Source organism: Streptomyces sp. NPDC102274 (assembly GCF_044766385.1).
Taxonomy (GTDB): Bacteria; Actinomycetota; Actinomycetes; order Streptomycetales; family Streptomycetaceae; genus Streptomyces.
In genome coordinates this window covers 34,271-60,199 of record NZ_JBIWLW010000017.1, presented here as the reverse complement: position 1 = coordinate 60,199, position 25,929 = coordinate 34,271, and the positions used below count along the sequence as shown (strand labels likewise).

General features: G+C 69.7%; 22 protein-coding genes. 13 read left to right on the top strand and 9 right to left on the bottom strand.

Annotated elements, in window-relative coordinates; translation table 11 throughout:
• Window positions 1-116: 116 nt before the first annotated feature.
• On the bottom strand, window positions 117-989 hold the full coding sequence (locus ACIRQP_RS22825) for a helix-turn-helix domain-containing protein (RefSeq protein WP_403892926.1): 873 nt from the start codon (window positions 987-989) through the stop codon (window positions 117-119).
• A 129-nt stretch (window positions 990-1,118) separates the two neighbouring features.
• Between ACIRQP_RS22825 and ACIRQP_RS22820 the strand changes: the two genes are divergently transcribed.
• Both ACIRQP_RS22820 and ACIRQP_RS22815 read left to right on the top strand, forming a co-directional pair.
• Window positions 1,119-1,424, top strand: a complete 306-nt coding sequence (locus ACIRQP_RS22820) for a 4a-hydroxytetrahydrobiopterin dehydratase (RefSeq protein ID WP_403892924.1) — start codon at window positions 1,119-1,121, stop codon at window positions 1,422-1,424.
• Between the two features lie 53 nt (window positions 1,425-1,477).
• Window positions 1,478-2,428 carry a cupin domain-containing protein gene (locus ACIRQP_RS22815; protein ID WP_403892922.1) on the top strand — a complete coding sequence of 317 codons (951 nt, stop codon included), beginning with the start codon at window positions 1,478-1,480 and terminating at the stop codon, window positions 2,426-2,428.
• Window positions 2,429-2,492: 64 nt separating this feature from the next.
• On the opposite strand, the gene ACIRQP_RS22810 is transcribed toward ACIRQP_RS22815, so the two are convergent.
• The 3 genes from ACIRQP_RS22810 to ACIRQP_RS22800 form a co-directional block, all read right to left on the bottom strand.
• Complete coding sequence (locus ACIRQP_RS22810; protein WP_403892920.1) at window positions 2,493-3,323, bottom strand: aldo/keto reductase; 831 nt, start codon at window positions 3,321-3,323, stop codon at window positions 2,493-2,495.
• 94 nt (window positions 3,324-3,417) lie between these two features.
• Window positions 3,418-5,217, bottom strand: coding sequence for an AMP-dependent synthetase/ligase (locus ACIRQP_RS22805; protein ID WP_403893067.1), 1,800 nt, complete (start codon window positions 5,215-5,217; stop codon window positions 3,418-3,420).
• A 381-nt stretch (window positions 5,218-5,598) separates the two neighbouring features.
• Entirely contained in the window at window positions 5,599-6,480 is an 882-nt protein-coding gene (locus tag ACIRQP_RS22800) for a LysR substrate-binding domain-containing protein (protein ID WP_403892918.1), read from the bottom strand.
• A gap of 126 nt (window positions 6,481-6,606) precedes the next feature.
• Between ACIRQP_RS22800 and ACIRQP_RS22795 the strand changes: the two genes are divergently transcribed.
• Entirely contained in the window at window positions 6,607-7,674 is a 1,068-nt protein-coding gene (locus tag ACIRQP_RS22795; RefSeq protein ID WP_403892916.1) for a bile acid:sodium symporter family protein, read from the top strand.
• A 203-nt stretch (window positions 7,675-7,877) separates the two neighbouring features.
• Here ACIRQP_RS22795 and fdhD read toward each other — a convergent pair whose 3' ends face one another.
• The 5 genes from fdhD to ACIRQP_RS22770 all read right to left on the bottom strand — a co-directional run bounded on the left by fdhD (window position 7,878) and on the right by ACIRQP_RS22770 (window position 14,519).
• The gene (gene fdhD, locus ACIRQP_RS22790; RefSeq protein ID WP_403892914.1) at window positions 7,878-8,717 is read right to left on the bottom strand and encodes a formate dehydrogenase accessory sulfurtransferase FdhD; all 840 of its coding nucleotides are present in this window, start codon (window positions 8,715-8,717) and stop codon (window positions 7,878-7,880) included.
• An 18-nt stretch (window positions 8,718-8,735) separates the two neighbouring features.
• Window positions 8,736-9,593 (bottom strand): 2Fe-2S iron-sulfur cluster-binding protein, encoded by an 858-nt coding sequence (locus ACIRQP_RS22785; RefSeq protein ID WP_403892912.1) that lies wholly within the window; start codon window positions 9,591-9,593, stop codon window positions 8,736-8,738.
• The gene (locus ACIRQP_RS22780) at window positions 9,590-11,479 is read right to left on the bottom strand and encodes an NAD(P)H-dependent oxidoreductase subunit E (RefSeq protein WP_403892910.1); all 1,890 of its coding nucleotides are present in this window, start codon (window positions 11,477-11,479) and stop codon (window positions 9,590-9,592) included. The genes ACIRQP_RS22785 and ACIRQP_RS22780 overlap by 4 nt, the downstream gene beginning before the upstream one ends.
• A 6-nt stretch (window positions 11,480-11,485) precedes the next feature.
• Window positions 11,486-13,411, bottom strand: coding sequence for a molybdopterin oxidoreductase family protein (locus ACIRQP_RS22775; protein ID WP_403892908.1), 1,926 nt, complete (start codon window positions 13,409-13,411; stop codon window positions 11,486-11,488).
• 130 nt (window positions 13,412-13,541) lie between these two features.
• Window positions 13,542-14,519 (bottom strand): 2-dehydropantoate 2-reductase, encoded by a 978-nt coding sequence (locus ACIRQP_RS22770; RefSeq protein ID WP_403892906.1) that lies wholly within the window; start codon window positions 14,517-14,519, stop codon window positions 13,542-13,544.
• 207 nt (window positions 14,520-14,726) lie between these two features.
• On the opposite strand from ACIRQP_RS22770, the gene ACIRQP_RS22765 reads away from it, so the two are divergent.
• The 10 genes from ACIRQP_RS22765 to ACIRQP_RS22720 all read left to right on the top strand — a co-directional run bounded on the left by ACIRQP_RS22765 (window position 14,727) and on the right by ACIRQP_RS22720 (window position 25,843).
• Complete coding sequence (locus tag ACIRQP_RS22765; protein ID WP_403892904.1) at window positions 14,727-16,106, top strand: OFA family MFS transporter; 1,380 nt, start codon at window positions 14,727-14,729, stop codon at window positions 16,104-16,106.
• Entirely contained in the window at window positions 16,069-16,215 is a 147-nt protein-coding gene (locus tag ACIRQP_RS22760; RefSeq protein ID WP_403892902.1) for a hypothetical protein, read from the top strand. Before ACIRQP_RS22765 ends, ACIRQP_RS22760 begins: the two co-directional genes overlap by 38 nt.
• 113 nt (window positions 16,216-16,328) lie before the next feature.
• Window positions 16,329-17,276, top strand: a complete 948-nt coding sequence (locus ACIRQP_RS22755) for a beta-ketoacyl-ACP synthase III (RefSeq protein ID WP_403892900.1) — start codon at window positions 16,329-16,331, stop codon at window positions 17,274-17,276.
• Between the two features lie 115 nt (window positions 17,277-17,391).
• Entirely contained in the window at window positions 17,392-18,069 is a 678-nt protein-coding gene (locus tag ACIRQP_RS22750; protein ID WP_030350461.1) for a GntR family transcriptional regulator, read from the top strand.
• Window positions 18,070-18,276: 207 nt separating this feature from the next.
• The gene (locus ACIRQP_RS22745; protein ID WP_403892898.1) at window positions 18,277-19,458 is read left to right on the top strand and encodes an ROK family protein; all 1,182 of its coding nucleotides are present in this window, start codon (window positions 18,277-18,279) and stop codon (window positions 19,456-19,458) included.
• Window positions 19,459-19,877: 419 nt separating this feature from the next.
• Window positions 19,878-21,377: a sugar ABC transporter ATP-binding protein gene (locus ACIRQP_RS22740; RefSeq protein ID WP_403893066.1), complete on the top strand. Its 1,500-nt coding sequence runs from the start codon at window positions 19,878-19,880 to the stop codon at window positions 21,375-21,377.
• A complete protein-coding gene (locus ACIRQP_RS22735; RefSeq protein ID WP_403892896.1) occupies window positions 21,374-22,450 on the top strand; it encodes an ABC transporter permease in 1,077 nt (358 codons plus the stop codon). Before ACIRQP_RS22740 ends, ACIRQP_RS22735 begins: the two co-directional genes overlap by 4 nt.
• Before the next feature lie 58 nt (window positions 22,451-22,508).
• Window positions 22,509-23,546 (top strand): substrate-binding domain-containing protein, encoded by a 1,038-nt coding sequence (locus ACIRQP_RS22730; protein ID WP_403892894.1) that lies wholly within the window; start codon window positions 22,509-22,511, stop codon window positions 23,544-23,546.
• Window positions 23,547-23,596: 50 nt separating this feature from the next.
• Window positions 23,597-24,808 (top strand): Gfo/Idh/MocA family protein, encoded by a 1,212-nt coding sequence (locus tag ACIRQP_RS22725; RefSeq protein WP_403892892.1) that lies wholly within the window; start codon window positions 23,597-23,599, stop codon window positions 24,806-24,808.
• Between the two features lie 30 nt (window positions 24,809-24,838).
• Complete coding sequence (locus tag ACIRQP_RS22720) at window positions 24,839-25,843, top strand: sugar phosphate isomerase/epimerase family protein (protein WP_365972047.1); 1,005 nt, start codon at window positions 24,839-24,841, stop codon at window positions 25,841-25,843.
• Window positions 25,844-25,929: the final 86 nt, after the last annotated feature.

Sequence of the window (25,929 nt, the reverse complement as noted above, 5' to 3'; positions counted from 1 at the left end):
CTTCGGCGAGTGTGCGGTTCGGAGGGGAGACTCCCTCCACCGGGCGAACTCATCGGACCGCGCGTTCATCGGACCGCGCACGCATCGGACCGACCCCCTGCCCCCGACGCGGTGCGTTACGCGCCGCGCGAGGTCAGATAGGCGACCGTGGCCGGATCCGCCGGGACGAACGTCTCGATGGCCAGTTCGGCGACGGTCACGTCCATCGGGGTGTTGAAGGTGGAGATGGACGACAGGAAGGAGAGCTCCCGCCCGTCCCGCTCGATGATCATCGGCAGCGCGAAGCTCGGCCCCGCGCCGGACCGGAGCGCACTCGCGTCCACGGCCGGTGAACCGTCCTCTTCCGCCGCGGACTCCGGCAGCGGATACGCCGCGACCTCGTCGTACACCGCGCGCAGCGCCGGGGAGCGGTCCAGCGCGAGCTGCCGCTCCATCTGGTCGAGCAGATGTCCGCGCCACTCCCGCAGATTGCGGATGCGTGGAGCGAGTCCTTCCGGGTGGAGGGTGAGCCGCATCGCGTTGAGCGGCGGCGCGAGCAGCTTCGCGGGCAGCCCCTCCATCAGCATGGCGACGCCCCGGTTGGCGGCCACCACGGTATACGCCCCGTCCACCACGACCGCCGGATACGGCTCGTACCCCCGGAGCAGCTGGTCCAGACCCTCGCGCACGGCGTCCATGGCCGGGTCGTCCAGCGCCGTCTCGGTGAACCGGGGCGCGTAACCCGCCGCCAGCAGCAGGGTGTTGCGCTCCCGTACCGGTACGTCGAGCCGCTCGGCGAGCCGCAGCACCATCTCCTCGCTGGGGCGCGCCCGGCCCGTCTCGATGAAGCTGATGTGCCGGGCGGACGAATCCGCCCGGATCGCCAGCTCCAGCTGGCTGACCCGACGCCGCTTGCGCCAGTCGCGCAGCAGGGGACCGACGGCCGGCTCGGCGGCACGAGCCGCCGTGACGCCGGGCGCCGCGATCCGAGCCGTACCGGAAGCCGCCATACGAGGACCGTAATGCACCGGTCCGGGCAGGCGGCGTACGGGGTGCGCGCGGCACGGCGGGCCCGGCGGCGCGCGGGGACGACGTATCGTCGGCCGCGTCGCTGCCCGTTCCCGTAAGGAGCCCCGGCCATGGCCACCGAGCCGCTGTCGCAGAACGAGATCGAGGACGGGCTGCGGGAGCTTCCCGGCTGGTCCGTGGAGAACGGCCGGCTGGCCCGTACCTTCCGGCTGGGCACGCACTTCGCGGCGACCGCGATGGTCGTCCATATCGCCCAGACCCAGGAGGAGTTGAACCACCACTCCGCTCTGACCCTGGGCTACAACACCGTTTCCCTGGCGGTCAGTACGCATGACGCGGGCGGCGCCCTCACCGCGCGCGACATCGAACTGGCGCGGCGCGTCGAGGCGTTCGCCCCCGCGCACGGCGCCGCCTGACAGCCGCAGGTCCCGCGGCCGGCCCCTCGGCCGGTCCATTTACGCTGGTGACCGTGGACGTACTGGCGGGACTCCTCGATGGACCGCGGGCGCGCGGGGCCTTTCTGCTGCGCATGGTGATGGAGCCGCCGTGGTCCGTCCGTATCGAGGACCGGGCCCCGCTCTGTCTGATGTGCGTCACCCGTGGTGAGGTCTGGATCGTCCCCGACGGGGGCGGCGATCCGGTGCTGCTGCGCCCCGGGGATGTCGCGATCGCCCGCGGCCCCGAGCCGTACACCACCGCAGACAGCCCCGGCACCGCACCGCGCGCGCTGATCGGCCCCGGCGGTGTCTGCCACACCCTGGCGGGCGAGCCGCTCGCCCAGTCCATGCGTCTGGGCGTACGGACCTGGGGCAACGCCCCCGACGGCGGGACGACCGTCCTCATCGGTACGTACCAGATGGACGGCGAGGTGAGCAGACGGCTGCTGGACGCGCTGCCGCCGCTGCTCCAGCTGCCGGCCGATGTCTGGAGCCACCCGCTGATGCCCGTGCTCGACGACGAGATCTCCCGGGACGAGCCGGGCCAGAGCGTGGTGCTCGACCGGGTGCTCGATCTGATGCTGATCGCCGTGCTCAGGGCGTGGTTCTCCCGGCCCGGCGCGGAGGCACCCGGGTGGTACCGCGCCATGGCCGATCCGGCGGTCGGCAACGCCCTGCGGCTGCTCCAGAACGAGCCGGCCCGTCCCTGGACGGTCGCCTCGCTCGCCATCGCGTGCGGTGTCTCACGGGCCGGGCTCGCCCGCCGCTTCACGGAACTGGTCGGGGAGCCCCCGATGGCCTATCTCACCGGCTGGCGGCTCGCGCTCGCCGGGGATCTGCTGCGCGGCACGGACGCGACGGTCGAGTCGGTGGCCAGGAAGGTCGGCTACAGCGGTTCGTTCGCGCTGAGCGCGGCCTTCAAACGGGTACGCGGCGTCAGCCCCCAGGAGTACCGGTCGGGCGCGCTGCCCGTCGGGTCGTAGCCCACGCCCCGGGGACCGTGGCGCGGCCTGCCGGAACCGGCCGGCGGCGCCACGGTGTCCGGGGTCAGCCGTTGACCTCCGCCGGGTGGGAACCGAGGCGCTTGCCCTCGTCCAGCGCGGCGAACGCCGCCAGATCGTCGGCGTCCAGCTCGAAGCCGAAGACGTCGATGTTCTCCTGGATCCGGGACGGGGTCACGGACTTGGGGATCACCACGTTCCCCAGCTGGAGGTGCCAGCGCAGGACCACCTGCGCCGGGGTCCTGCCGTGCTTGTGCGCGATGGCGACCACTGTCGGGACGTCGAGCAGCCCCTTGCCCTGGCCGAGCGGCGACCACGCCTCGGTGGCGACGGAGTGCTTCGCGTGCCAGGCCCGGGACTCGGTCTGCTGGAGCTGCGGGTGCAGCTCGATCTGGTTGACGGCGGGGACCACGGAGGTCTCGCCGAGCAGCCGCTCCAGGTGCTCGGGGAGGAAGTTCGAGACACCGATGGCCTTGGCGCGGCCATCGCTCAGGATCTTCTCGAACGCCTTGTACGTGTCGACATAGGCGTCGACGGCCGGCCTCGGCCAGTGGATCAGATACAGGTCGAGGTACTCCAGGCCGAGCCTCTTCAGCGAGGCGTCGAAGGCGCGCAGCGTCGAGTCGTACCCGTGGTCGTCGTTCCGCAGCTTGGTGGTGACGAAGAGTTCCTCACGGGCGATGCCGGAGGCTTTGATGGCGTTGCCCGTGCCCTCTTCGTTGCCGTAGGCGGCGGCGGTGTCGATGCTGCGGTAGCCGGCCTCCAGAGCGGTGCCGACGACCCGCGCCGCATCGTCGTCCGGGACCTGCCAGACGCCGAGACCGAGCTGGGGCATCTCGATGCCGTTGTTGAGAGTGAGGGTGGGGACCTTGCTCACGAGCGGTCGATCCTAACGTCGTCGGTTGCTTCTCCGGACCACAACGATCACGGCGGCGGGCGGATTCCCGTGGGCGTGGACGTCGGTGGGCACCTCAACGGTAGAGCGCGTCCACTTCGACCGCGTAGGCGGCCTCGATCGCCTTGCGCTTGAGCTTCAGCGACGGTGTCAGCAGTCCCAGTTCCTCGCTGAACGGATGCGCGAGGATCCGGAACGTACGGATCGACTCGGCCTGCGACACCGCCGTGTTCGCGGCCACCACCGCGCGCCGGATCTCCATCTCCAGATCCTTGTCCCGCACCAGATCGGTGGGTTTGAGCGGTGGCCTGCCCTGGATATCCAGCCAGTGGTCGACGGCCTCCCGGTCCACGGTCACCAGCGCCGCGATGTAGGGCCGGTCATTGCCGACCACGATGCACTGGGACACCAGCGGATGCGCCCGTACCCGGTCCTCCAGGACGCCGGGCGAGACGCTCTTGCCGCCGGAGGTGACCAGGATCTCCTTCTTCCGGCCGGTGATGGTCAGATAGCCGTCCTCGTCGAGCGACCCGAGATCGCCGGTGGCCAGCCACCCGTCGTGCAGTGCGGCGTCGGTGGCCTTGGGGTCGTTGAGATAGCCCGAGAAGATCTGGCCGCCGCTCAGCCACACCTCGCCGTCCGCCGCGATATGCACCGAGGTGCCGGGGATCGGCTGGCCGACCGTGCCGTAGCGGGTGCGTTCCGGCGGGTTGGCGGTGGCCGCCGCGCAGGACTCGGTGAGCCCGTACCCCTCGTAGACGGTGACACCCGCGCCCGCGAAGAACAGCCCAAGCCGCCGGTCCATCGCCGAACCGCCCGACATAGCGTGCCGTACCCGGCCGCCCATCGCGTCACGGACCTTGCTGTAGACGGCCTTCTCGAAGAACTGGTGCTGCACCCGCAGCGTCGCCGAGGGGCCGGGACCGAGGCCGAAGGCCCGGTGCTCCAGCGCCTCCGCGTAACGCACCGCCACCTCCACGGCCTTGTCGAAGGGCCCGGCCCTGCCGTCCCTCTCCGCCACGCGGCGCGCCGCGTGGTAGACCTTCTCGAAGATGTACGGCACGGCCAGGATGAAGGACGGCCGGAACGCCACCAGATCCGGCAGCAGCGCGCTCGCCTGGAGGGCGGGCTGATGGCCCAGCTTCACCCGGCCGCGGATCGCAGCGATCTCGATCATCCGCCCGAAGACATGGGCGAGCGGCAGGAAGAGCAGGGTCGACGCCTCGTCACCGGCCTTGGTGTGGAAGACGGGCTCCCAGCGGTCGAGGACCGTGTCCGCCTCGAACATGAAGCAGGCGTGGGTGATCACACACCCCTTGGGGCGTCCGGTGGTGCCCGAGGTGTAGATGACGGTGGCCACGGAGTCCGGTGTCACCGCCTTGCGGTGCCGGTGCACCATCTCGTCGTCGATGTCGGCGCCCGCCGCGAACAGTTCGTTCACCGCGTCGGCGTCCAGCTGCCAGAGCCGTTTGAGCCTGGGCAGCCGGTCGATGACCGAACCGATGGTCATGGCGTGGTCCTCGTGCTCGACCATGCAGGCCGAGACCTCGGCGTCGTACAGCATCCAGTAGACCTGCTCGGCCGAGGAGGTGGGATAGACCGGCACCGACTGCGCGCCGACCGCCCAGAGCGCGAAGTCGAACAGCGTCCACTCGTAGCGGGTACGGGACATGATCGCGACCCGGTCGCCGAACCGTACGCCGTGCGCCAGCAGGCCCTTGGCCAGCCCCAGCACCTCGTCGCGGAACGCGGCCGAGGTCATGTCCCACCACTGGCCCTGCTCGTCCTTACGGCCGAGCGCGACCCGTTGCGGATCATCGACGGCATGATCGAACACGGCGTCCGCGAGCCCACCGACGTGGGGGGCGGCCGGCAGAGGGGGGACGGTGAACTCGCGCAATGACCTGCTCCTTGTGGCGCTCCGCACAGCGCGGGTGACGGTACCCCAACGGGCGTGACGGGGCGAGAGCGTCCACGGAACCGGAACGAAGCCGTATCACCACAGGTCAGCGCCCGATTCGCGCCCGCTTCCGCAGGTCCGTGACAGACATCTGACCCTGGAGTAAGTGGCCGGCGGGGGAATCTCCACCGAATCCGTACGCCGCGGTCACGCGCGCTCTACCGGGCCGGGGTCATTGGTCTGTACCTGTGGCCCTGTCCGTGCGCTCTCCGCCGCGGGTCAGCGACTGTCAGCCATCCGCCGCCGGTTGTACGCCCGGCTGTCCGCTCTCAGCTGTACGTGCTCAGCTGTACGTTCTCAGCCGTCCGCCGCCGGACGGTGCAGCCGGTCGCCGCCCGCCAGGATCGCCGCCGCCAGCGCGTCCGCCGCCTCTTGGGTCTCCGAGCGGCCACGGCGCCGGCCGTGCAGCAGGACGAAGTCCACCCCGCCCAGCTCGGGCAGCCCCGCCTTCGCCGGGACCGGCACCAGGCCCTGGGGTATCAGCCCCCTTGTATGCGCCATGACGCCGAGCCCCGCGCGGGCCGCCGCGATCAGTCCGCTCAGGCTGCCGCTCGTACACGCGATGCGCCAGCGCCGGTCGTGCGCCTCCAGCACTTCCAGCGCGCGGGCACGGGTGAGGGCGGGCGGCGGAAAGGCGATCAGCGGGACGGGACGTTCCGGGTCGAGGCGCAGCCGCGGCGCCCCGATCCAGGCCAGGGTGGACTGCCAGACCAGCTCGCCGTGCCGGTCGCCCGTGCGGCGTTTGGCCAGCACCAGATCGAGCCGGCCGTCCGCCAGCTGTTCGTGCAGGATGCCGGAGAGCTCCACGGTCAGCTCCAGGTCGACCTCGGGATGGTCGAGCCGGAAGGTCTCCAGGATCTCCGGGAGCCGGGTGAGGACGAAGTCCTCCGAGGCGCCGAATCTGAGCCGGCCGCGCAGCCGGGTGCCGGTGAAGTAGGCCGCCGCCCGGTCGTGGGCCGCCAGGATCGTCCGGGCGAAGCCGAGCATGGCCTCGCCGTCCTCGGTCAGCTCCACGCTGTGGGTGTCCCGGGTGAACAGGACCCGCCCCGTCGCCTCCTCAAGACGGCGGATGTGCTGGCTCACCGTGGACTGGCGCAGTCCGAGCCGGTGCGCGGCCCGCGTGAAACTCAGGGTCTGGGCCACGGCCAGGAAGGTGCGCAGCTGTCGTGGGTCGTACATACGGCCAGGTTAGAGCGTTATCACGGAGCACGATGACAGTCAGAGTGGTATGCGGGATTCCCGATCATGGAGAACCAGGGGAACATGGGGAGGCACGTACTGCACCGACAGCCAGTAGTGGAGCACATGAACCGCCGCCTTTCCCCGCGCATCCGGATCCCGTCCTGGCTGCCTGTCGACCCCTACATCCTGGCGCTCATCGGAACCGTCGCCCTCGCCGCGCTGCTGCCGGCCTCCGGCACGGCCGCCGATGTCGCGGGCGGGGCCTCGACGGGCGCGGTGGCGCTGCTGTTCTTCCTCTACGGGGCGCGGCTCTCCACTCGCGAGATGGTCGACGGGCTGAGGCACTGGCGGCTCCATCTCACCGTCCTCGCCTGTACGTTCCTGCTCTTCCCGCTGCTGGGGCTGGCCGCGCGGGGGCTCGTACCGTTCGTTCTGACCCCCGAGCTCTACAGCGGACTGCTCTTCCTCTGTCTGGTGCCCTCCACGGTCCAGTCGTCCATCGCCTTCACCTCCATGGCCCGTGGCAATGTGGCCGCCGCGATCTGCGCCGGATCGTTCTCCAGCCTCGTCGGCATCGTGATCACCCCCCTGCTCGCGGCGCTGCTGATCGGCGGCGGGGCGGCCGGCTTCTCCGCCGACTCGCTGTTCAAGATCGTCGCGCAACTGCTGCTGCCCTTCCTCGCGGGCCAGTTGCTGCGCCGCTGGGTCGTCGGCTTCCTCACCCGGCACCGCACGCTGCTCGGCCTGGTCGACCGCGGCTCGGTGCTGCTGGTCGTCTACACCGCCTTCAGCCAGGGCATGGGCGCGGGCGTCTGGCACCAGGTGACCCCCGCCAGGCTGGTGGTGCTGCTGGGAGTCGAGGCGGTGCTGCTCGCCGCGATGCTCTCGCTGAGCTGGTACGGCGGCAAGCGCCTGGGCTTCGGCCGTGCGGACCGGATCGCGATCCAGTTCGCCGGATCGAAGAAGAGCCTGGCGGCGGGGCTGCCCATGGCGAGCGTGCTGTTCGGCGCGCAGGCCAGCCTGGCCGTACTGCCGCTGATGCTGTTCCACCAGATGCAGTTGATGGTGTGCGCGGTGATCGCGAAGCGCCGCGCGGAGGCCGCCCGGCCGCCGGAGCAGCCGGGCGGCCCGGGGCCATCGGAGCAGCCCGCGGCCAGGCCGCGGACTCACACGGTGACGGTGAACACGTAGTACAGCGCGTAGAGGATGGCAGGCAGCACCCCTACAAGCCCCGCGATGGCGGTGATCAGCCCCGGCACAACCCGACTCGATCCGTACGCCCGTCTCCACGCCCCGGAGGCGAACCGAGCCCCAAAAGTAGAGAGAAGAAAGGGCCCGGCCGACGCAGGGGGCGCTCCCCGCCGGCCGAGCCCTGTTCCGTGCAGCGGGGGTGGTCAGACCCCGGTATGAAGGGCGATCCTCCCGTCCCCCGCGTACACGTTCATGGAGGTGCCGCGGAGGAATCCCACGAGCGTCAGCCCGGACTCCGCGGCGAGATCGACGGCGAGCGACGAAGGCGCCGACACCGCCGCCAGCACAGGAATGCCCGCCATCACGGCCTTCTGTGCGAGTTCGAAGGAAGCACGGCCCGAGACGAGCAGGATCGCCCGGGAGAGCGGCAGCAGGTCCTGCCGCAGCGCCCGGCCGACGAGCTTGTCGACCGCGTTGTGGCGGCCGACGTCCTCCCGGATGTCGAGCATCTCGCCGTCCTCGGAGAACAGCGCGGCCGCGTGGAGTCCCCCGGTCCGGTCGAAGACCTGCTGTGCCGCTCGCAGCCGGTCGGGCAGGCCGGAGAGCAGCGCGGGTTCGACGCGGACCGGGGGAGTGTCACTGATCGGGAACCGGGCCGTGGTCCGAACGGCGTCCAGACTGGCCTTGCCGCACAGTCCGCACGACGAGGTCGTGTAGACATTGCGCTCCAGCGTGATGTCCGGCACGGGCACCCCCGGCGCCAGCCGTACGTCGACCACGTTGTACGTGTTCGAGCCGTCGTCCTTCGCTCCGGCGCAGTACACGATGGACTGGACGTCGGACCCCGCCGCGAGCACCCCTTCGCTGACCAGGAAGCCCGCCGCGAGCGCGAAGTCGTCGCCCGGCGTGCGCATGGTGATGGCGAGGGGCTTGCCGTTCAGCCGGATTTCCAGTGGCTCTTCCGCCACCAGGGTGTCGGGGCGGGTCGAGATGGCTCCGTCCCGGATACGGATGGTGCGGCGGCGCTCGGTGACCCGTCCCATGTGATCCAGTCCTACTCGTCAGTGCTGCTGTACGTGCTGGTAGCCGAAACGGCCCTTGATGCAGAGGTTTCCGTGTGTCACCGGGTTGTCGTGCGGCGACGTCACCTTCACGATCTCATTGTCCTGCACGTGCAGTGTCAGATTGCAGCCAACGCCACAGTAGGCGCAGATCGTGGTCGTCTCCGTCTGGGCCGGTTCGTTCCAGGTACCGGCCTCCCGCATGTCGAATTCCGACTTGAAGCTGAGTGCTCCGGTCGGGCAGACCTCGATGCAGTTACCGCAGTAGACACAGGCCGAATCGGTGAGCGGTGTGTCGTGCTCGGTGGAGATACGTGCGTCGAAGCCGCGGCCCGCAACGGAGATCGCGAATGAATTCTGCCACTGCTCACCGCATGCGTCGACACACTTGTAGCACTGGATGCACTTGTCATAGTCGCGGACGTACAGATCGTTGTCGATCTTCGGTTCCTCGTTCAGCCGGGCCGCGTCGGGGCCGAAGCGCGCGGGCTTCGCGTCGTACTCCTTGATCCACTCGGCGGCCCTCGGGGTGGTCGAGAGATCGGTCGACGAGGCGAGGAGTTCGAGGACGATCTTCCGGCTGTGCCGGGCGCGTTCGGTGTCCGTACGGACGTCCATGCCCGCCTCCGCGCGGCGCGAGCAGGCGGGCGCCAGCGTACGGGCGCCCTCGACCTCGACGACACACACCCGGCAGGCGTTCTTCGGGGTGAGTGTGTCGCCCTCGCAGAGCGTCGGGATGTCCTTGCCGGCGGCCCGGCAGGCGTCCAGGAGTGTCGACCCCTCCGGCACCCGGGTCTCCTGGCCGTCCAGTGTGAACTCGATCAGCCGGCGCGGTGGCTGAAGCGGTATCGCGGTCACTTGGCACCCCTTGACTCGAAGACGTCCAGACGGTCGATGGCGGACTCGACGGCGCTCCACGCGGTCTGCCCGAGACCGCAGATCGACGCGTCCTTCATGGCGCGGCCGACCTCGCGCAGCAGCGCGATGTCCCCGGCGGCCTCGGCGCCCGTGCGGTCCAGGATCCGGTGCAGGGCTTCCTCCTGCCGTACCGTGCCGACCCGGCAGGGCACGCACTGCCCGCAGGACTCGTCGCGGAAGAACTCCGCGATACGGAGCAGCATCCGCGGCAGTTGCACGGTGTCGTCCATCACCAGCACCACGCCGGATCCGAGGGTGGTACCGGCCGCTCTGGTCCCCTCGAAGGTGAGGGGGATGTCGCGCTCGTCGGGCCGTACGAACCCGCCCGCGGCGCCGCCGAGCAGGATCGCGCGCACCTCGCCCGGTGTGCCCGCCAGATCGAGCAGCTCGCCCAGCGTGGCACCGAAGGGCAGTTCGTAGATGCCGGGGCGCGACACATTGCCGGAGACACAGAACAGCTTGGGCCCGGTGGACTGGGCGGTGCCGATCGCCGCGTACGCCTGGGCGCCGCCGGTCAGGATCGGCAGCACATTGATCAGTGTCTCGACGTTGTTCTCGGCGGTCGGCTTGCCGAACAGGCCCTGTTCCACCGGGAAGGGCGGCTTGGAGCGCGGCTCGCCCCGGTAGCCCTCGATGGAGTTGAACAGCGCGGTCTCCTCGCCGCAGATGTACGCGCCCGCACCGCGCCGGATCTCGATGTCGAAGGCGTACCCCTGGCCGAGGATGTCGTCCCCGAGCAGTCCGCGGGCGCGCGCCTGGTCGATCGCGTTCTGGAGGAGGCGCAGGGCGCGCGGATACTCGCCGCGCAGATAGAGATAACCGTGATGCGCGCCGACCGCGTAACCGGCGATGGTCATCGACTCGATCAGGGAGTACGGATCGCCCTCCATGACCACGCGGTCCTTGAAGGTGCCGGGCTCCGACTCGTCGGCGTTGCAGACCAGATAGTGCGGGTGGGCCGGCTGCGAGGCGGTGGCCTGCCACTTGCGGCCGGTGGGGAAGGCCGCGCCGCCGCGGCCGACCAGACCGGCGTCGGTGACCTCCCTGATGACACCGGCGGCCCCGATGTCGAAGGCCCGCCGCAGGGCCGCGTAGCCGCCGTGCGCCCGGTAGTCGTCGAGGCTGTACGGATCGACGACCCCGACGCGGCCGAGCAGCGTCAGCCCCGGCTGCCCGGCCTGCGGTACGGCCATCGCGGCGCTGGGCTCCGCGGGCGCCGCCTCGGGCGCGGCCGTGGCCAGCACGAGCGCCTCGGCGGTGGCGGGGGCGACAACGGCCGTGGCGTACGGCCGGGACGGCGGCTCCGTCGCCTCGGCGCCCTCCGCCGCGCCCGCCTGGATGAGCAGCGCCGCCGGGGCCCGCTCGCAGAGGCCGAGACAGGGGCTCGGCTGCCAGACGGCGCCGGCCACGGGCGCGCCCGCGGCTCCCAGCCGCTCTTCCAGGCTCGCGCAGAGCGCCTGGGAGCCCTGGGCGGCGCAGGCCAGGTCGGTGCAGACGTGCAGTACTTTCGCGGGGCGTGGTTTGACCGCGAACATCGCGTAGAAGGTGGCGACGCCGTAGGCCTCCGCCGGCGGTACCGTGAGCCGCCGGCAGAGGTAGTCCAGCGCGCCCTCGCTGATCCAGCCGATGCGGTCGTTGACCGCGTGCAGCCCCGGCAACAGCAGGTCTCGACGCGCCCGCGCCTCGCGACCGCCCCGTGCCCAGCGCAGATCCGTGTCCGTACGGTCGTCCGCGCCTTCCCAGGCCGAGGCCGGCGGGCCGAGCAGAGCGTCGACCGCCGCCCGTTCCTCGTCGGTCGGCTTGGTGTCACCGAAGTGCAGATCCACTGATTCTCAGCTCCTTGACGCCGCTGCGGGCAGCTTCTCGATCCGGATCGCCGACGCCTTGAACTCGGCGGTGCCCGCGATCGGGCAATTGGCCTCGATGGTCAGCTGGTTGGTGTCCACCTCGTCCGGGAAGTGCATGGTCATGAAGGCCAGACCGGGACGGAGCCCCGGGTCGACCCAGACCGGCGCCTGTACGGTGCCGCGCCGCGAGGAGATACGGACCTCCTCGCCCACCGTCACCCCGTACCGCTCGGCGTCCTCCGGGCACAGCTCGACATACTCGCCGCGCCGCAGCGGTGAGGCGAAACTCCCGCTCTGCACGCCGGTGTTGTACGAGTCGAGCCGGCGGCCGGTGGTGAGCCTGATCGGATACTGATCATCCGTCAGATCGACCGGGGGGTCGTGCTTGACGATGCCGAAGGGCGCGAGCCGGCCGCGCCTGGCCGGGTCCGCCTCCCACAACCTGCCGTGCAGATAGGTCGGTTCGAGCTTCTCCGTGTCCGGGCAGGGCCACTGGATGCCCTGATGCTCCGCCAGCCGCTCATAGGTCATGCCGTAGTGGTCGGGGGATACCGACCGCAGCTCGTTCCACACCGATTCCGCGTCCGCGTACTTCCAGGCGTGCCCGAGCCGGCCCGCCAGATCGCAGATGATGTCGATGTCCTCGCGCGCCTCGCCCGGCGGCTCGACGGCCTTGCGCACCCGCTGCACCCGGCGCTCGCTGTTGGTGGTGGTGCCGTCCGTCTCCGCCCAGGCGGCGGTGGCGGGCAGCACCACATCGGCGAGTTCGGCGGTCTTGGTGAGGAAGATGTCCTGCACCACGAGACAGTCGAGCCGCTTCATCCGCTCCACGGCCTGCTCGCTGTCGGCCTCGGACTGGGCGGGGTTCTCACCGATGCAGTAGACGGCCTTGAGCTCGCCGGTCTCCATCGCCTCGAACATGTCCGTCAGGTTCAGTCCGTAGTGCGGCTGGATGACGGTGTCCCACGCGGTCTCGAACTTCCGCCGGACACCGGCCTCCAGGATGTCCTGGAAGCCGGGCAGCCGGTTGGGGATGGCGCCCATGTCGCCGCCGCCCTGCACGTTGTTCTGGCCGCGCAGCGGCTGCACGCCCGAGCCGTACCGCCCGACATGCCCGGTGAGGAGGGAGAGATTGATCAGCGCGCGTACGTTGTCGGTGCCGTTGTGGTGCTCGGTGATGCCCAGCGTCCAGCACAACTGGGCCCGCTCGGCGCGGGCGTAGGCGTGTGCGAGCTCGCGGATCGCCTCGGCCGGTACGCCGGTCACCTGCTCGGCCACCGCGAGCGTCCACGGCTCGACCTCGGCGGCGTACTCCTCGAACCCGGTGGTGGCACGCTCGATGAACGAGCGGTTGTGCAGCCCCGCGTGGATGATCTCGCGGCCGACCGCGTGGGCCAGCGGGATGTCCGTACCGACGTTCAGTCCGAGCCAGCTCTCGGCCCATTCGGCGGTGGAGGTACGGCGGGGGTCGACGGCGTACATACGCGCGCCGTTCCTGATACCCCGCAGCACATGCTGGAAGAAGATCGGGTGGGCGAAGCGGGCGTTGGAGCCCCACATCACGATCAGATCCGTGTGGTCGACCTCCCCGTACGAGGAGGTGCCACCGCCGGATCCGAAGACGGCGGAGAGACCGGCCACACTCGGCGCATGACAGGTCCTGTTGCAGGAGTCCACGTTGTTGGTGCCCATCACCACACGGGCGAACTTCTGGGCCACATAGTTCATCTCATTGGTGGCGCGGGCGCAGGAGAACATCCCGAACGCGCCGCGTGCGGCGCCCAGGCCCTCGGCCGCGCGGTCCAGCGCCTCGTCCCAGGTCGCCCTGCGGAGGGGGCCGCCCTTCTCGTCCCGCACCAGTGGGTGGGTGATACGGGCGTATGTTTTCGGCGTTCGGTCTCGCTTCTTCACGCTGCGCTCTCCTTTGGGAGTGATGGCCGCGCCCCATTGCATACAGTATCCAGGAGGCGGGTACGCGAGGGAACCCCGGTGCAGGGATTTGACGCGTACCCGCCTCTCCAGAGGGATCGGTGACGGACGGTCAGGCGGCCGCGGTCACACCGCGGGCCAGCAGATCGGAGATCGCGTCCACCGTGCGGAGCGTCGGCACCTGAACATCCGTGATCGCGGCGAGTTCCACGACAGCGGCGAGCAGGACATCCAGCTCCAGGGGCTTGCCCTTCTCCAGGTCCTGGAGAGTGGAAGTCCGGTGGTCACCGACCCGCTCCGCGCCCGCCAGCCGCCGTTCGACGGATATGTCGGGGCGGCAGCCCAGCGCCTCGGCGACCCGTAGGGCCTCCGACATCATCAGTTCGATGACCTCGCGGGTGGAGCGGTGCAGACACATCTCCCGCATGGTGGCGCGGGTGAGGGCGCTGATCGGGTTGAACGAGATATTGCCGAGGAGCTTGATCCAGATGTCCTCGCGCAACTCGGCCTCAACAGGACACTTGAGACCTCCGGTACGCATGGCATCGCTGAATTCCAGACACCTCGCGGACACCGAACGGTCGGGTTCACCGATCGAGAACCGGGTGCCTTCGAGATGCCGGACGATGCCCGGACCTTCCAGCTCCGTCGCCGCGTACACCACACACCCGATCGCACGTTCGGGTGGGAGTACGGCGCTGACCGAGCCCTCCGGATCGACACTCTCGACCCGCCGGCCGTCATGCGGGCCGCCGTGGCCGTGGAAGTACCACCAGGGAATGCCGTTCTGCGCGGCGATGACCGCCGTGCTGTCCTTCAGCAGAGGCGTTACCAGCGGCCCGCACGCCGCGTAGGAATTGGCCTTCAGTCCGAGGAACACATAGTCGACCGGACCGATGTCCTCCGGCCGGTCGGTGGCGTGCACCCGCGCGGTGAAATCGCCGCGTGGGCTGAGCACCCGGACTCCGTGCTGCCGCATGGCCGACAAATGCGGTCCACGGGCGATGAGGTGGACGTCGGCACCCGCTCGGTCGAGAGCGGCTCCGACATAGGCGCCGATCGCTCCGGCGCCGACAACTGCGACTTTCACTGTGGGGCTCTCCGTTCGGTTTGAGGGAGACCGAGGGAAGGGTCACACTCCTCTTGCTACTTTCTGTGCTGTTGATCACACGTCACGTTGACGATATATTGTCTACAGTATGGAGTTCTGGTCGACAAGGCTCCGGAAAGGTATGCAGTCGGCAAACTCCTCTGTGGATCTTCCCAATCGGGCCTATGGGTTTCTAAAGTCGCGAGCATGACGCCACCACTCGCGCCCGCCGGCTGGAGCCGCTGGCTGGTGCCCCCCGCCGCGCTGTCGGTGCACCTCTCGATCGGCCAGGCCTATGCCTGGAGCGTGTTCAAGCCACCGCTCGAATCGGCGCTCGGTCTCTCCGGCACCGCCAGCGCACTCCCCTTCCAGCTGGGCATCGTGATGCTCGGCCTGTCCGCGGCCTTCGGCGGCACACTCGTCGAACGCAAGGGTCCGCGCTGGGCGATGACAGTCGCTCTCTGCTGCTTCTCGTCGGGCTTCCTGCTCGCCGCGCTCGGCGCGGCCACCGAGCAGTACTGGCTGATCGTCTTCGGCTATGGCTTCGTCGGCGGCATAGGCCTGGGCATCGGCTATATCTCGCCCGTCTCCACCCTGATGAAGTGGTTCCCCGACCGGCCCGGCATGGCCACCGGCATCGCCATCATGGGCTTCGGCGGCGGTGCGCTCATCGCCTCGCCGTGGTCCGCGCAGATGCTGGACTCGTTCGGCGCGGGGAGCAAGGGGATCGCCCTCGCCTTCCTGGTGCACGGGCTGGTGTACGCGGTGTTCATGGCCCTGGGCGTCCTGCTCATCCGCGTAGCCCCGCCCGGCTACCGGCAGGGTGGGGACAACGGGACGCGGCCGGCCTCCGGCGCCGCGAAGCCGGCGGCGGCCTCGCTGATCTCCACCGCGCAGGTGTCCGCCAAGTCCGCCGTGCGCACCCCGCAGTTCTGGTGTCTGTGGGTCGTCCTGTGCATGAACGTGACCGCGGGCATCGGCATCCTGGAGAAGGCCGCCCCGATGATCAGCGACTTCTTCGCGAAGACCGACGCGCCCGTCAGTGTCTCGGCCGCCGCCGGCTTCGTGGCGCTGCTCTCGGCGGCCAATATGGCGGGCCGGATCGGCTGGTCCACCACCTCGGACCTGATAGGCCGGAAGAACATGTACCGCGTCTATCTCGGCGTCGGTGCGGTGATGTATCTGCTGATCTCACTGTTCGGCGACTCCTCCAAGCCGCTGTTCGTCCTCTGCGCGCTGGTGATCCTCTCCTTCTACGGGGGCGGTTTCGCCACGATCCCCGCCTATCTCAAGGATCTCTTCGGCACCTATCAGGTGGGCGCCATCCACGGACGGCTGCTCACCGCCTGGTCCGTCGCCGGTGTGCTCGGCCCGCTGATCGTCAACCGGGTCGCGGACAGCCAGGAAGCGGCGGGCCGGAGCGGATCCGGACTCTATGGTCTGTCGTTCACCATCATGATCGGGCTGCTGGTCATCGGCTTCGTCGCCAATGAACTGGTCAGGCCCGTCCACCCGCGCCACCACGTCCCCGCCCCCAAGGAGGCCGCAGATGAGCACGTCACCAGCGAACAGCACCACGCGGCCTGAGCCCCGGCGTACCGGTCTGATCGTCTTCGCCTGGCTTTGGGTCGGGATCCCCCTCGCGTACGGTGTGTACGAGCTGGTACTGAAGGCGGCCCAGCTTTTCACCGGATGAGATGGAGTCTCCAAGCGGCGCGGCTGAATCCTGTTGGTTTACCTGCACCCCTACCGGTGAGTCGCTGACGAGACTGGAGCACTCCTGACGTCGAACCAGAGGGGGTCCCGGGCATGACCGGCACTCGTATCGCCGCGCTCGGGCACTATCAGCCCGCCAAGGTGCTCACCAATCACGACTTGGCGGGCATGGTCGACACCACCGACGCATGGATCAGCAGCCGGGTGGGGATCAAAACCCGCCATATGGCGGGGCCCGATGAGCCGGTGGACGAACTGGCCGCGCACGCCGGCGCCAAGGCCCTGGCCTCGGCCGGGCTCACCCCGGCGGACATCGATCTGGTGCTGGTCGCCACCTCCACGGCCATCGACCGCTCCCCGAACACCGCGGCCCGGGTCGCCGCCCGGCTCGCCATGGGTTCGCCCGCCGTCATGGACCTCAATGTCGTGTGCGCGGGCTTCACCCACGCGCTCGCCACCGCTGACCACGCCGTGCGGGCGGGCTCCGCCTCCCGCGTGCTGGTGATCGGGGCGGACAAGATGACCGCGATCACCGACTGGACCGATCGCTCGACCTGCGTATTGGTCGGTGACGGCGCGGGCGCGGCGGTCGTGGTGGCGGCCGACGGAGACGAGGAGCCGGGGATCGGCCCGGTGCTCTGGGGCTCGGTGCCGGAGATGGGTCACGCGGTTCGGATCGAGGGCAGCCCGCCGGTCTTCGCCCAGGAGGGGCAGTCCGTGTACCGCTGGGCGACCACGCAGTTGCCGCCGATCGCCCGCCGGGTCTGCGAACGGGCGGGTGTCACCCCCGAGGAACTGGCCGCGGTCGTACTGCATCAGGCCAATCTGCGAATCATCGAGCCCGTCGCCCAGAAGATCGGTGCGGTCAACGCGGTTATCGCCCGTGATGTGGTGGATTCCGGCAATACGTCCGCGGCGTCGATCCCGATGGCGCTGTCCAAACTCGTGGACCGCGGAGAGGTCTCGTCGGGTGCGCCGGCACTGCTCTTCGGCTTCGGGGGGAACCTCTCCTACGCGGGTCAAGTGATCCGCTGCCCCTGATTCCCGGTGTTCTCGGTAGACTGTAGACGATAGCCAATGTCTTGATGCTCATCACCCCTGGTGACATCGGTCCATCGCTACAGTCAATGACACTGCCGGCCAGGAGGGGGACGCGATGTTGTCCGCGAAGTTGGCGCAAGGTGCCGTGCCTAAACTCGAACGACCGGGACCACTACGAGAACGTGTGTACGAGGCCCTGCTCGAACTCATCACGACGCGGGCACTCCAGCCCGGCCAGCACCTCGTCGAGAGCGAACTCGCGCGTCACCTGGGGGTGTCCAGGCAGCCGGTGCGCGAGGCTCTCCAACGCCTCAACACCGAGGGCTGGGTCGATCTGCGCCCGGCGCAGGGCGCCTTCGTCCATGAGCCGACCGAGGACGAGGCGGACCAGCTCCTGTCGGTCCGTACGCTCCTGGAGGCCGAGGCCGCCCGGCTGGCCGCGGCCAACTCCGGCGCGGCGGGGATCGCCGAGCTGGAGGCGCTGTGCGCCAAGGGCGAGCAGTCCGTGGCCGATGACGACAGGGATCTGACCGTCGCCACCAACGCCGCCTTCCACGCCAAGGTCATGGAGCTGGCGGGCAATGTCGTGCTGGCCGAGCTGGCCGCGCAGGTGGACCGCCGGGTGCGCTGGTACTACACGCCGGTCGCCCGGCAGCGCGGCAAGCAGTCCTGGATCGAGCACCGGGAGCTCATCGCCGCGATTTCCACGCGCGACGAGCGGCGCGCGACGGAAGTCATGAAGGCTCACACGGAGCACACGCGCAACACGTACCACCACAGGCAAGAGTCCTAATTATCCCAAGCCCCGCCATTTCCCGCCAACACGAAAAGTAGGTGTGAAGGGCCACGAAAGCGACGCCTCGAAGCGGCTTTGTCCTCGGTGTGGAGAAAGTTGGGACTGATTCCCGCTCAACTTCTTCCCCCTGCGGGCAAGCGCTGCTACGTTCCCTCGAAAGCCCGACGCAAAGGCCGAGAAGGCGGGGAGGGGCGCGTGAGACGTATGACCGCACGACCCGCGAACGCGCATCAGGCGCGACTGCTCAGGCTGTTGCGCGACGGTGGCCCCAACTCCCGTGCGCAATTGGGTGACCAGGTCGATCTCTCGCGCTCCAAGCTCGCTGTCGAGGTGGACCGGCTGCTGGAGACCGGCCTGGTGGTCGCCGACGGACTCGCCGCCTCGCGCGGCGGCCGGCGCTCCCACAACATCCGGCTGGCACCCGCCCTGCGCTTCCTGGGCGTCGACATCGGCGCCACCTCCATCGATGTCGCCGTGACCAACGCGGAGCTGGAGGTGCTGGGACATCTCAACCACCCCATGGACGTCCGTGAGGGCCCCGTCGCCGTCTTCGAGCAGGTGCTCGTCATGGCGGCCAAGCTCAAGGTCTCCGGACTCGCCGACGAGTTCGACGGCGCCGGGATCGGTGTGCCGGGACCCGTCCGCTTCCCCGAGGGTGTCCCGGTCGCGCCGCCGATCATGCCGGGCTGGGACGGCTTCCCCGTACGGGAGGCGCTCAGCCAGGAGCTCGGCTGCCCGGTCATGGTCGACAACGATGTGAACCTGATGGCGATGGGGGAGCAGCACGCGGGCGTCGCACGCTCGGTCGGTGACTTCCTCTGCGTCAAGATCGGTACCGGTATCGGCTGCGGGATCGTCGTCGGCGGCGAGGTCTACCGCGGTACGACCGGCAGCGCCGGCGACATCGGACATATCCAGGTCGAGTCGGACGGCCGCGCCTGTGCCTGTGGCAACAAGGGTTGTCTGGAGGCCTACTTCAGCGGCGCCGCCCTCGCCCGGGACGCGGAGGAAGCCGCGCGCTCCGGCCGCTCGCCCGAGCTGGCCGCCCGGCTGGAGGCCGCGGACCGGCTCTCCGCCGTGGATGTCGCCGCGGCCGCCGCCGCCGGTGACCCCGCCGCGCTCGATCTCATCCGGACCGGCGGCAACCGCGTCGGCCAGGTCATCGCCGGGCTCGTCAGCTTCTTCAACCCGGGCCTCGTGGTGATCGGCGGCGGGGTGACCGGTCTCGGTCACACGCTGCTGGCCAGCGTACGTACCCAGGTCTACCGGCAGTCCCTGCCGCTGGCCACCGGCAATCTCCCCATAGTCCTGGGGGAGTTGGGCCCGACCGCCGGAGTCACCGGCGCGGCCCGGCTCATCAGCGACCACTTGTTCTCGCCGGCCTGACGCCCCTCCGGGGCCGGCGGCGCACCACCGGACACCAACGCGACACCACCGCTCCATCCGCGACAACAGCACCACGTACGAGCCGCACCACCCGTAACAGCACCTGTAACGCCAGCAGTACGTACGAGCCGCACCACCCGTAACAGCACCTGTAACGCCAGCAGTACGCACGAGCCGCACCACCCGTCACCACCGCGGCGGACGCGAGCCGCAGTACCTGTACGAGCCGCGTCAGCCGCACGAGCCGTATCCGTAACACGTACCAACACCGCTCCGCCGCACCTGGTTCAGCCGTGCCCAACTCCGTTCCGCCTTACTCCTTTTGCCCATTTTCTGCCCTGCCCGCTCTACGGCCGCATCCGCCGAGGGGATACGCCATGGCACCAACACCCGCACCACCGGAAAACCTTCTGCTCACCATGTCCGGCATCACCAAGCTGTTCCCCGGTGTCCGCGCCCTCGACGGTGTGGACCTGGAGGTCGAGGCGGGCGAGGTCCACTGCCTGCTCGGCCAGAACGGCGCCGGCAAGTCCACCCTCATCAAGGTGCTCGCCGGGGCCCATCAGCCCGACGGCGGTGTGATCACCTGGCGCGGCGAGGCCGTCACACTGAAATCGCCCATCGCCGCCATGCGGCTCGGCATCGCGACCATTTACCAGGAACTCGACCTGGTCGAGGGGCTGACGGTCGCCGAGAACATCTTCCTCGGTCACGAGCCCACCACCGCCGGCTTCGTGGTCAGGGGCGGGGAGGCGAGGACCCGCGCGACCGCGCTGCTCAAGCGGCTCGGCCACCCCGAGATCCAGGCGCACCGGCCCGTCGGCTCGCTCTCCGCCGCCCAGCAGCAGATCGTGTCGATGGCCCGCGCCCTCTCGCACGACGTACGGCTCATCGTGATGGACGAGCCGTCCGCGGCCCTCGACCCCGACGAGGTCGACAACCTCTTCCGGATCGTCTCCACCCTCACCGCCGACGGTGTGGCCGTCATCTACATCTCCCACCGGCTGGAGGAGATCCGGCGCATCGGCGACCGTGTCACCGTCATCAAGGACGGCCGGACCGTGGCCGTCGCCCTGCCCGCGAAGGAGACCCCGACCAGCGAGGTCGTCGCGCTGATGACCGGCAGGAACGTCGAGTACGTCTTCCCCGAGCGGCCCTCGGTCACGGCCGGAGCGTCGCGCGCCGAGCCCGTACTGAAGGTCGAAGGGCTGGCCAGGGAAGGGGAGTTCGCCCCGGTCGACCTCGAACTGCGGCCCGGTGAGATCGTCGGACTCGCGGGGCTCGTCGGCTCGGGCCGCTCCGAGATCCTGGAGACGATCTACGGGGCGCGCAAGGCCACCGCGGGCCGGGTGCTCGTGGACGGCACCCCGCTGCGGCCCGGCAGCGTAGGCGCCGCCGTCCGCGCGGGAATCGGCCTCGCCCCCGAGGAGCGCAAGGCCCAGGCCCTGCTGATGCTCGAATCCGTCACCCGCAATGTGTCGGTGTCATCGCTGTCCCGCTTCTCCCGGGCCGGCTGGCTCGACCGCGTGGCGGAGCGGACCGCGGCCAGGGAGGCCACCAGGGAACTCTCCCTGCGCCCCGACAACCCGGACGCCCGCATCCGTACCCTCTCCGGCGGCAACCAGCAGAAGGCGGTCCTCGCCCGCTGGCTGCTGCGCGGCTGCCGGGTGCTGCTGCTCGACGAGCCGACGCGCGGAGTCGACGTCGGCGCCCGCGCCGAGCTGTACGCCGTGATCCGCCGGCTGGCCGACGAGGGCCTCGCCGTACTGCTCGTCTCCAGCGAGGTCCCCGAAGTCCTGGGCCTCGCCGACCGGGTGCTGGTGCTCCGGGAGGGCCAGGTCGTCCACCGGGCGCCCGCCCAGGAGCTCGACGAGCACCGTGTACTCGACCTTGTGATGGAAGGGAGCCCGACATCATGAAACAGCCTGCCTCCGAGGCGCGGCAGGGCGGGCCCGACGCGGCGGCCACGCCCGAGCCGCCCACGCCGCCCGCCATGTCCCGCGTGTCCGACAAGTCCACGGAGGAGAAGGGTGGTTGGCGCGCCCTCGGGCTGCGTCTCGATGTCCGTAACCTCTCCCTGCTCGGGGTGCTCGCCGCACTGATCATCGTCGGCGGTATCACCAAGCCCGATCAGTTCCTGGACACCAACAACCTCCAACTGGTCCTCACCCAGGCGTCCGTCATCGGTGTGGTCACGGTCGGTATGACGTTCGTGATCACCAGCGGCGGGATCGATCTGTCGGTCGGTGCGATCGTGGCGCTGGCGTCGGTCTGGGCGACCACTCTGGCCACCCAGGAATACGGGTTCGCCGGCATCCTGTTCACCGCGGTGATCGTGGGTCTGGCCTGCGGACTGGTCAACGGCGTGCTGATCGCCTACGGCGGGATGGTGCCGTTCATCGCCACCCTCGCGATGCTCGCCTCCGCCCGCGGTCTGGCCCTCCAGATCACCGACGGCAAGACCCAGATCGTCACCGTGGACTCGGTCCTCGATCTCGGGGTCCGTGACTCGTACATCCTGGGCATCCCGCCGCTCGTGCTGGTCTTCGCGGCCGTCACGGTCGTCGGCTGGCTGATCCTCAACCGGACGACCTTCGGCCGGCGCACCGTCGCCGTCGGCGGCAACGCGGAAGCCGCGCGGCTCGCCGGTATCGACGTACGCAGGCAGCGGCTCTATCTGTATCTGCTCTCCGGCCTCTGCTGCGGTATCGCGGCGTTCCTGCTGATCGTCCTGGCCGGCTCGGGACAGAACACCAACGGGAATCTGTACGAGCTGGACGCCATCGCCGCAGCGATCATCGGCGGCACTCTGCTCAGCGGCGGCCGCGGCACGATCGTCGGCTCCGTACTCGGTGTTCTGGTCTTCACCACGATCACCAACATCTTCGCCCTCAACAACCTGCAGAGCGACGTCCAGCAGATCGCCAAGGGCGCGATCATCGTCGCCGCCGTACTGGTCCAGCGCCGCACCGTGCGCAATGGCGAGTCCTGACTTCCGGTCTCGCACCCGCTTCCTGTCGTAACCGCCCTACCTGAAGGGTTGAACCGTCATGCCAGAAACCAGCCGCAGAGGAATGCTCTTCGGCACCGCCGCCATCGGCGCGGGTGCTTTCCTCACCGCCTGTACCAGCAACGAGCCGGCGACGAAGGAGACCGCGGCCAACGACCAGCCCGCCTCCGACGACAAGCCGGGCAAGCCCGTCACCATCGGCTTCGCCGGCCCCCAGGCCGACCACGGCTGGCTCAACGCCATCAACGAGAACGCCAAGTCGCGGGCGGAGACGTACTCCGATGTGACGCTCGACATCACCGAGGGCTCCAACGACACCGCCGCCCAGATCGGCCAGGTCGAGACCCTCATCAACAAGAAGGTCGACGTCCTGGTGATCCTGCCGGCCGACGGCAAGGCGCTCACCCAGGTCGGGCTGAAGGCCATGCGCGCCGGGATCCCGGTCATCAACCTGGACCGGATCTTCGCCTCCCCGCAGGCGTACCGCTGCTGGGTCGGCGGTGACAACTACGGCATGGGCCTCAACGCCGGCAACTACATCGGCGAGAAGCTCAAGGACAAGCCCGACGCGAAGGTCATCGAGCTGTCCGGGCCCGACAGCCTGGAGCTGACCCAGCAGCGCACCCAGGGCTTCGACGACGCCCTCAAGAACTACCCGAACATCAAGAAGGTCGCGCGCCAGGCCGCCGACTTCACCGTGGAGTCCGGCCAGGCCAAGATGGCCCAGCTGCTCCAGGCGCAGTCCAGCTTCGACGCCCTCTGGAACCACGACGACGACCAGGGCGTGGGCGCCCTGCGCGCCATCGACCAGGCGGGCCGGGACGGCTTCCTGATGGTCGGCGGGGCCGGTGCCAAGGCCGCGATGGACGCGATCAAGGCGGACAACGGTGTGCTCAAGGCCACCGTCCTCTACCCGCCGATCATGGCCGCGTCCGCCATCGACCTGGCCCGCGCTCTCGGACAGAGCAAGGGCATCAGCGGCCTGTCCGGGCTGGAGATCCCGGCCCAGGTCACTCTCTTCTCGGCCGTGGTCGACAAGACGAACATCGACGACTACCTGCCTCAGGGCTTCAGCTGACCGGTCCAGTCATGGCCGCCCCCACCAGCGAGAGACGAGGAGTACTCCGTATGACCCTCAGGGAAGCGTCGGAGAAAGAAGCCGGTGCACCACCGACACTCGGCATCGGCATGGTCGGATACGCGTTCATGGGCGCCGCACACTCACAGGGGTGGCGCACGGCGGGACACGTCTTCGACCTGCCGATGCGCCCCGTGCTCGCCGCCGTCTGCGGCCGTGACGCGGACGCGGTCCGCGCCGCGGCGGACCGACACGGCTGGGCCGCGGCCGAGACCGACTGGCGGCGGCTCATCGCGCGCGACGACGTGCAGGTGGTGGACATCTGCACCCCCGGGGACAGTCACGCGGAGATCGCCATCGCCGCGCTGGAGGCGGGCAAGCACGTCCTGTGCGAGAAGCCCCTCGCCAACTCGGTGGCCGAGGCCGAGGCCATGGTCAGGGCCGCGGCCGACGCCAGGTCGCGCGGTCAGCTGGCCATGGTCGGCTTCAACTACCGCCGGGTGCCCGCCATTTCGTACGCCAGGAAGCTGATCGCGGAGGGCCGGCTCGGCACCCTGCGGCATGTCCGGGTCACCTATCTCCAGGACTGGCTGGCCGATCCGGCGGCCCCGCTCACCTGGCGGCTCAAGCGCGAGCACGCCGGGTCCGGGGCGCTCGGCGACCTGGGAGCGCACATCATCGACCTGGCGCAGTTCCTGACGGGAGAGCCGCTGGTCGGGGTCTCGGCGCTCGCGGAGACCTTCGTCAAGGAACGGCCCGTACTCAGCGGGTCGACCGCCGGCCTCTCGGGGACCGCGGGCGCCGAGACGGGCCCGGTGACCGTGGACGACGCGGCGCTGTTCACCGGACGGCTCGCCTCGGGCGCCCTGGCCTCCTTCGAGGCCACCCGGATGGCCTCGGGGCGGAAGAACGCGCTCCATCTGGAGATCAACGGCGAGCACGGCTCGCTCGCCTTCGATCTGGAGCGCCTCAACGAGCTGTCGTTCCATGACCACACCGAGCCCGCTCCCTCCTCCGGCTTCCGCCGGATCCTGGTCACGGAGCCGGAGCATCCCTATCTGGAGGCGTGGTGGCCGCCCGGTCACGCGCTCGGCTACGAGCACACCTTCGTCCACCAGGCCCGCGATCTGGTCGAGGCGATCGCCGCCGGGACCGATCCGGTGCCGTCCTTCGCGGACGGGCTCCAGGTGCAGCGGGTGCTCGCCGCGGTGGAGGACAGCGTGGCGAAGAACGCCGTGTACACGCCCGTGCCGCAGCCATAGGTCCATCACAAGAAGGAGGAGGAGGTCCGAATGCCACGTCCGTTCACCCTGTTCACCGGCCAGTGGGCCGATCTGCCCCTGGAGGAGGTGTGCCGGCTCGCCCGTGACTTCGGTTACGACGGGCTGGAACTCGCCTGCTGGGGAGATCACTTCGAAGTAGACAAAGCACTCGCGGATCCGGGCTATCTGGACGGCCGCCACCAGCTGCTCGACAAGTACGGGCTCAAGTGCTGGGCGATCTCCAACCACTTGGTGAGCCAGGCCGTCTGCGACAGCATCATCGACGAACGCCACCAGGGCATCCTGCCATCCCGGATCTTCGGCGACGGCGATCCCGAGGGCGTCAGGCAGCGCGCCGCCGCCGAGATCAAGGACACCGCGCGGGCCGCGGCGGCCTTCGGGGTCAATACGGTCATCGGTTTCACCGGCTCGTCCATCTGGCATCTGCTGGCGATGTTCCCGCCGGTCCCGCCCGGCATGATCGAGCGCGGGTACGAGGACTTCGCGGAGCGCTGGAACCCGATCCTCGACGTCTTCGACGCCGAGGGCGTGCGCTACGCCCACGAGGTGCACCCGGGCGAGATCGCGTACGACTACTGGACCACGCACCAGGCGCTGGAAGCGGTCGGCCACCGGCCCGCGTTCGGGCTGAACTTCGACCCGAGCCACTTCGTCTGGCAGGACCTGGACCCGGTCAACTTCCTGTACGACTTCCGGGACCGGATATACCACGTCGACTGCAAGGAGGCCCGCAAGCGCCTCGACGGCCGTAACGGCCGGCTCGGGTCGCATCTGCCCTGGGGCGATCCGCGGCGCGGCTGGGACTTCGTCTCGGCGGGCCACGGTGATGTCCCGTGGGAGGACGTCTTCCGGATGCTGCGGTCGATCCAGTACGAGGGCCCCATCTCGGTCGAGTGGGAGGACGCGGGTATGGACCGGCTGGCCGGCGCTCCCGAGGCCCTCGCCGACCTGAAGCGCTTCGACTTCGACCCGCCGACCGCGTCCTTCGACGCGGCCTTCGGGGGCGGGGAGTAGCGGCTTCTCCCCGGATCGGGCTCCGGGGAGAGGGCGGGCAGCCCGGTGGCGGAAAGCGCCACCGGGCGGTCAGTCCTGCCCGGAAA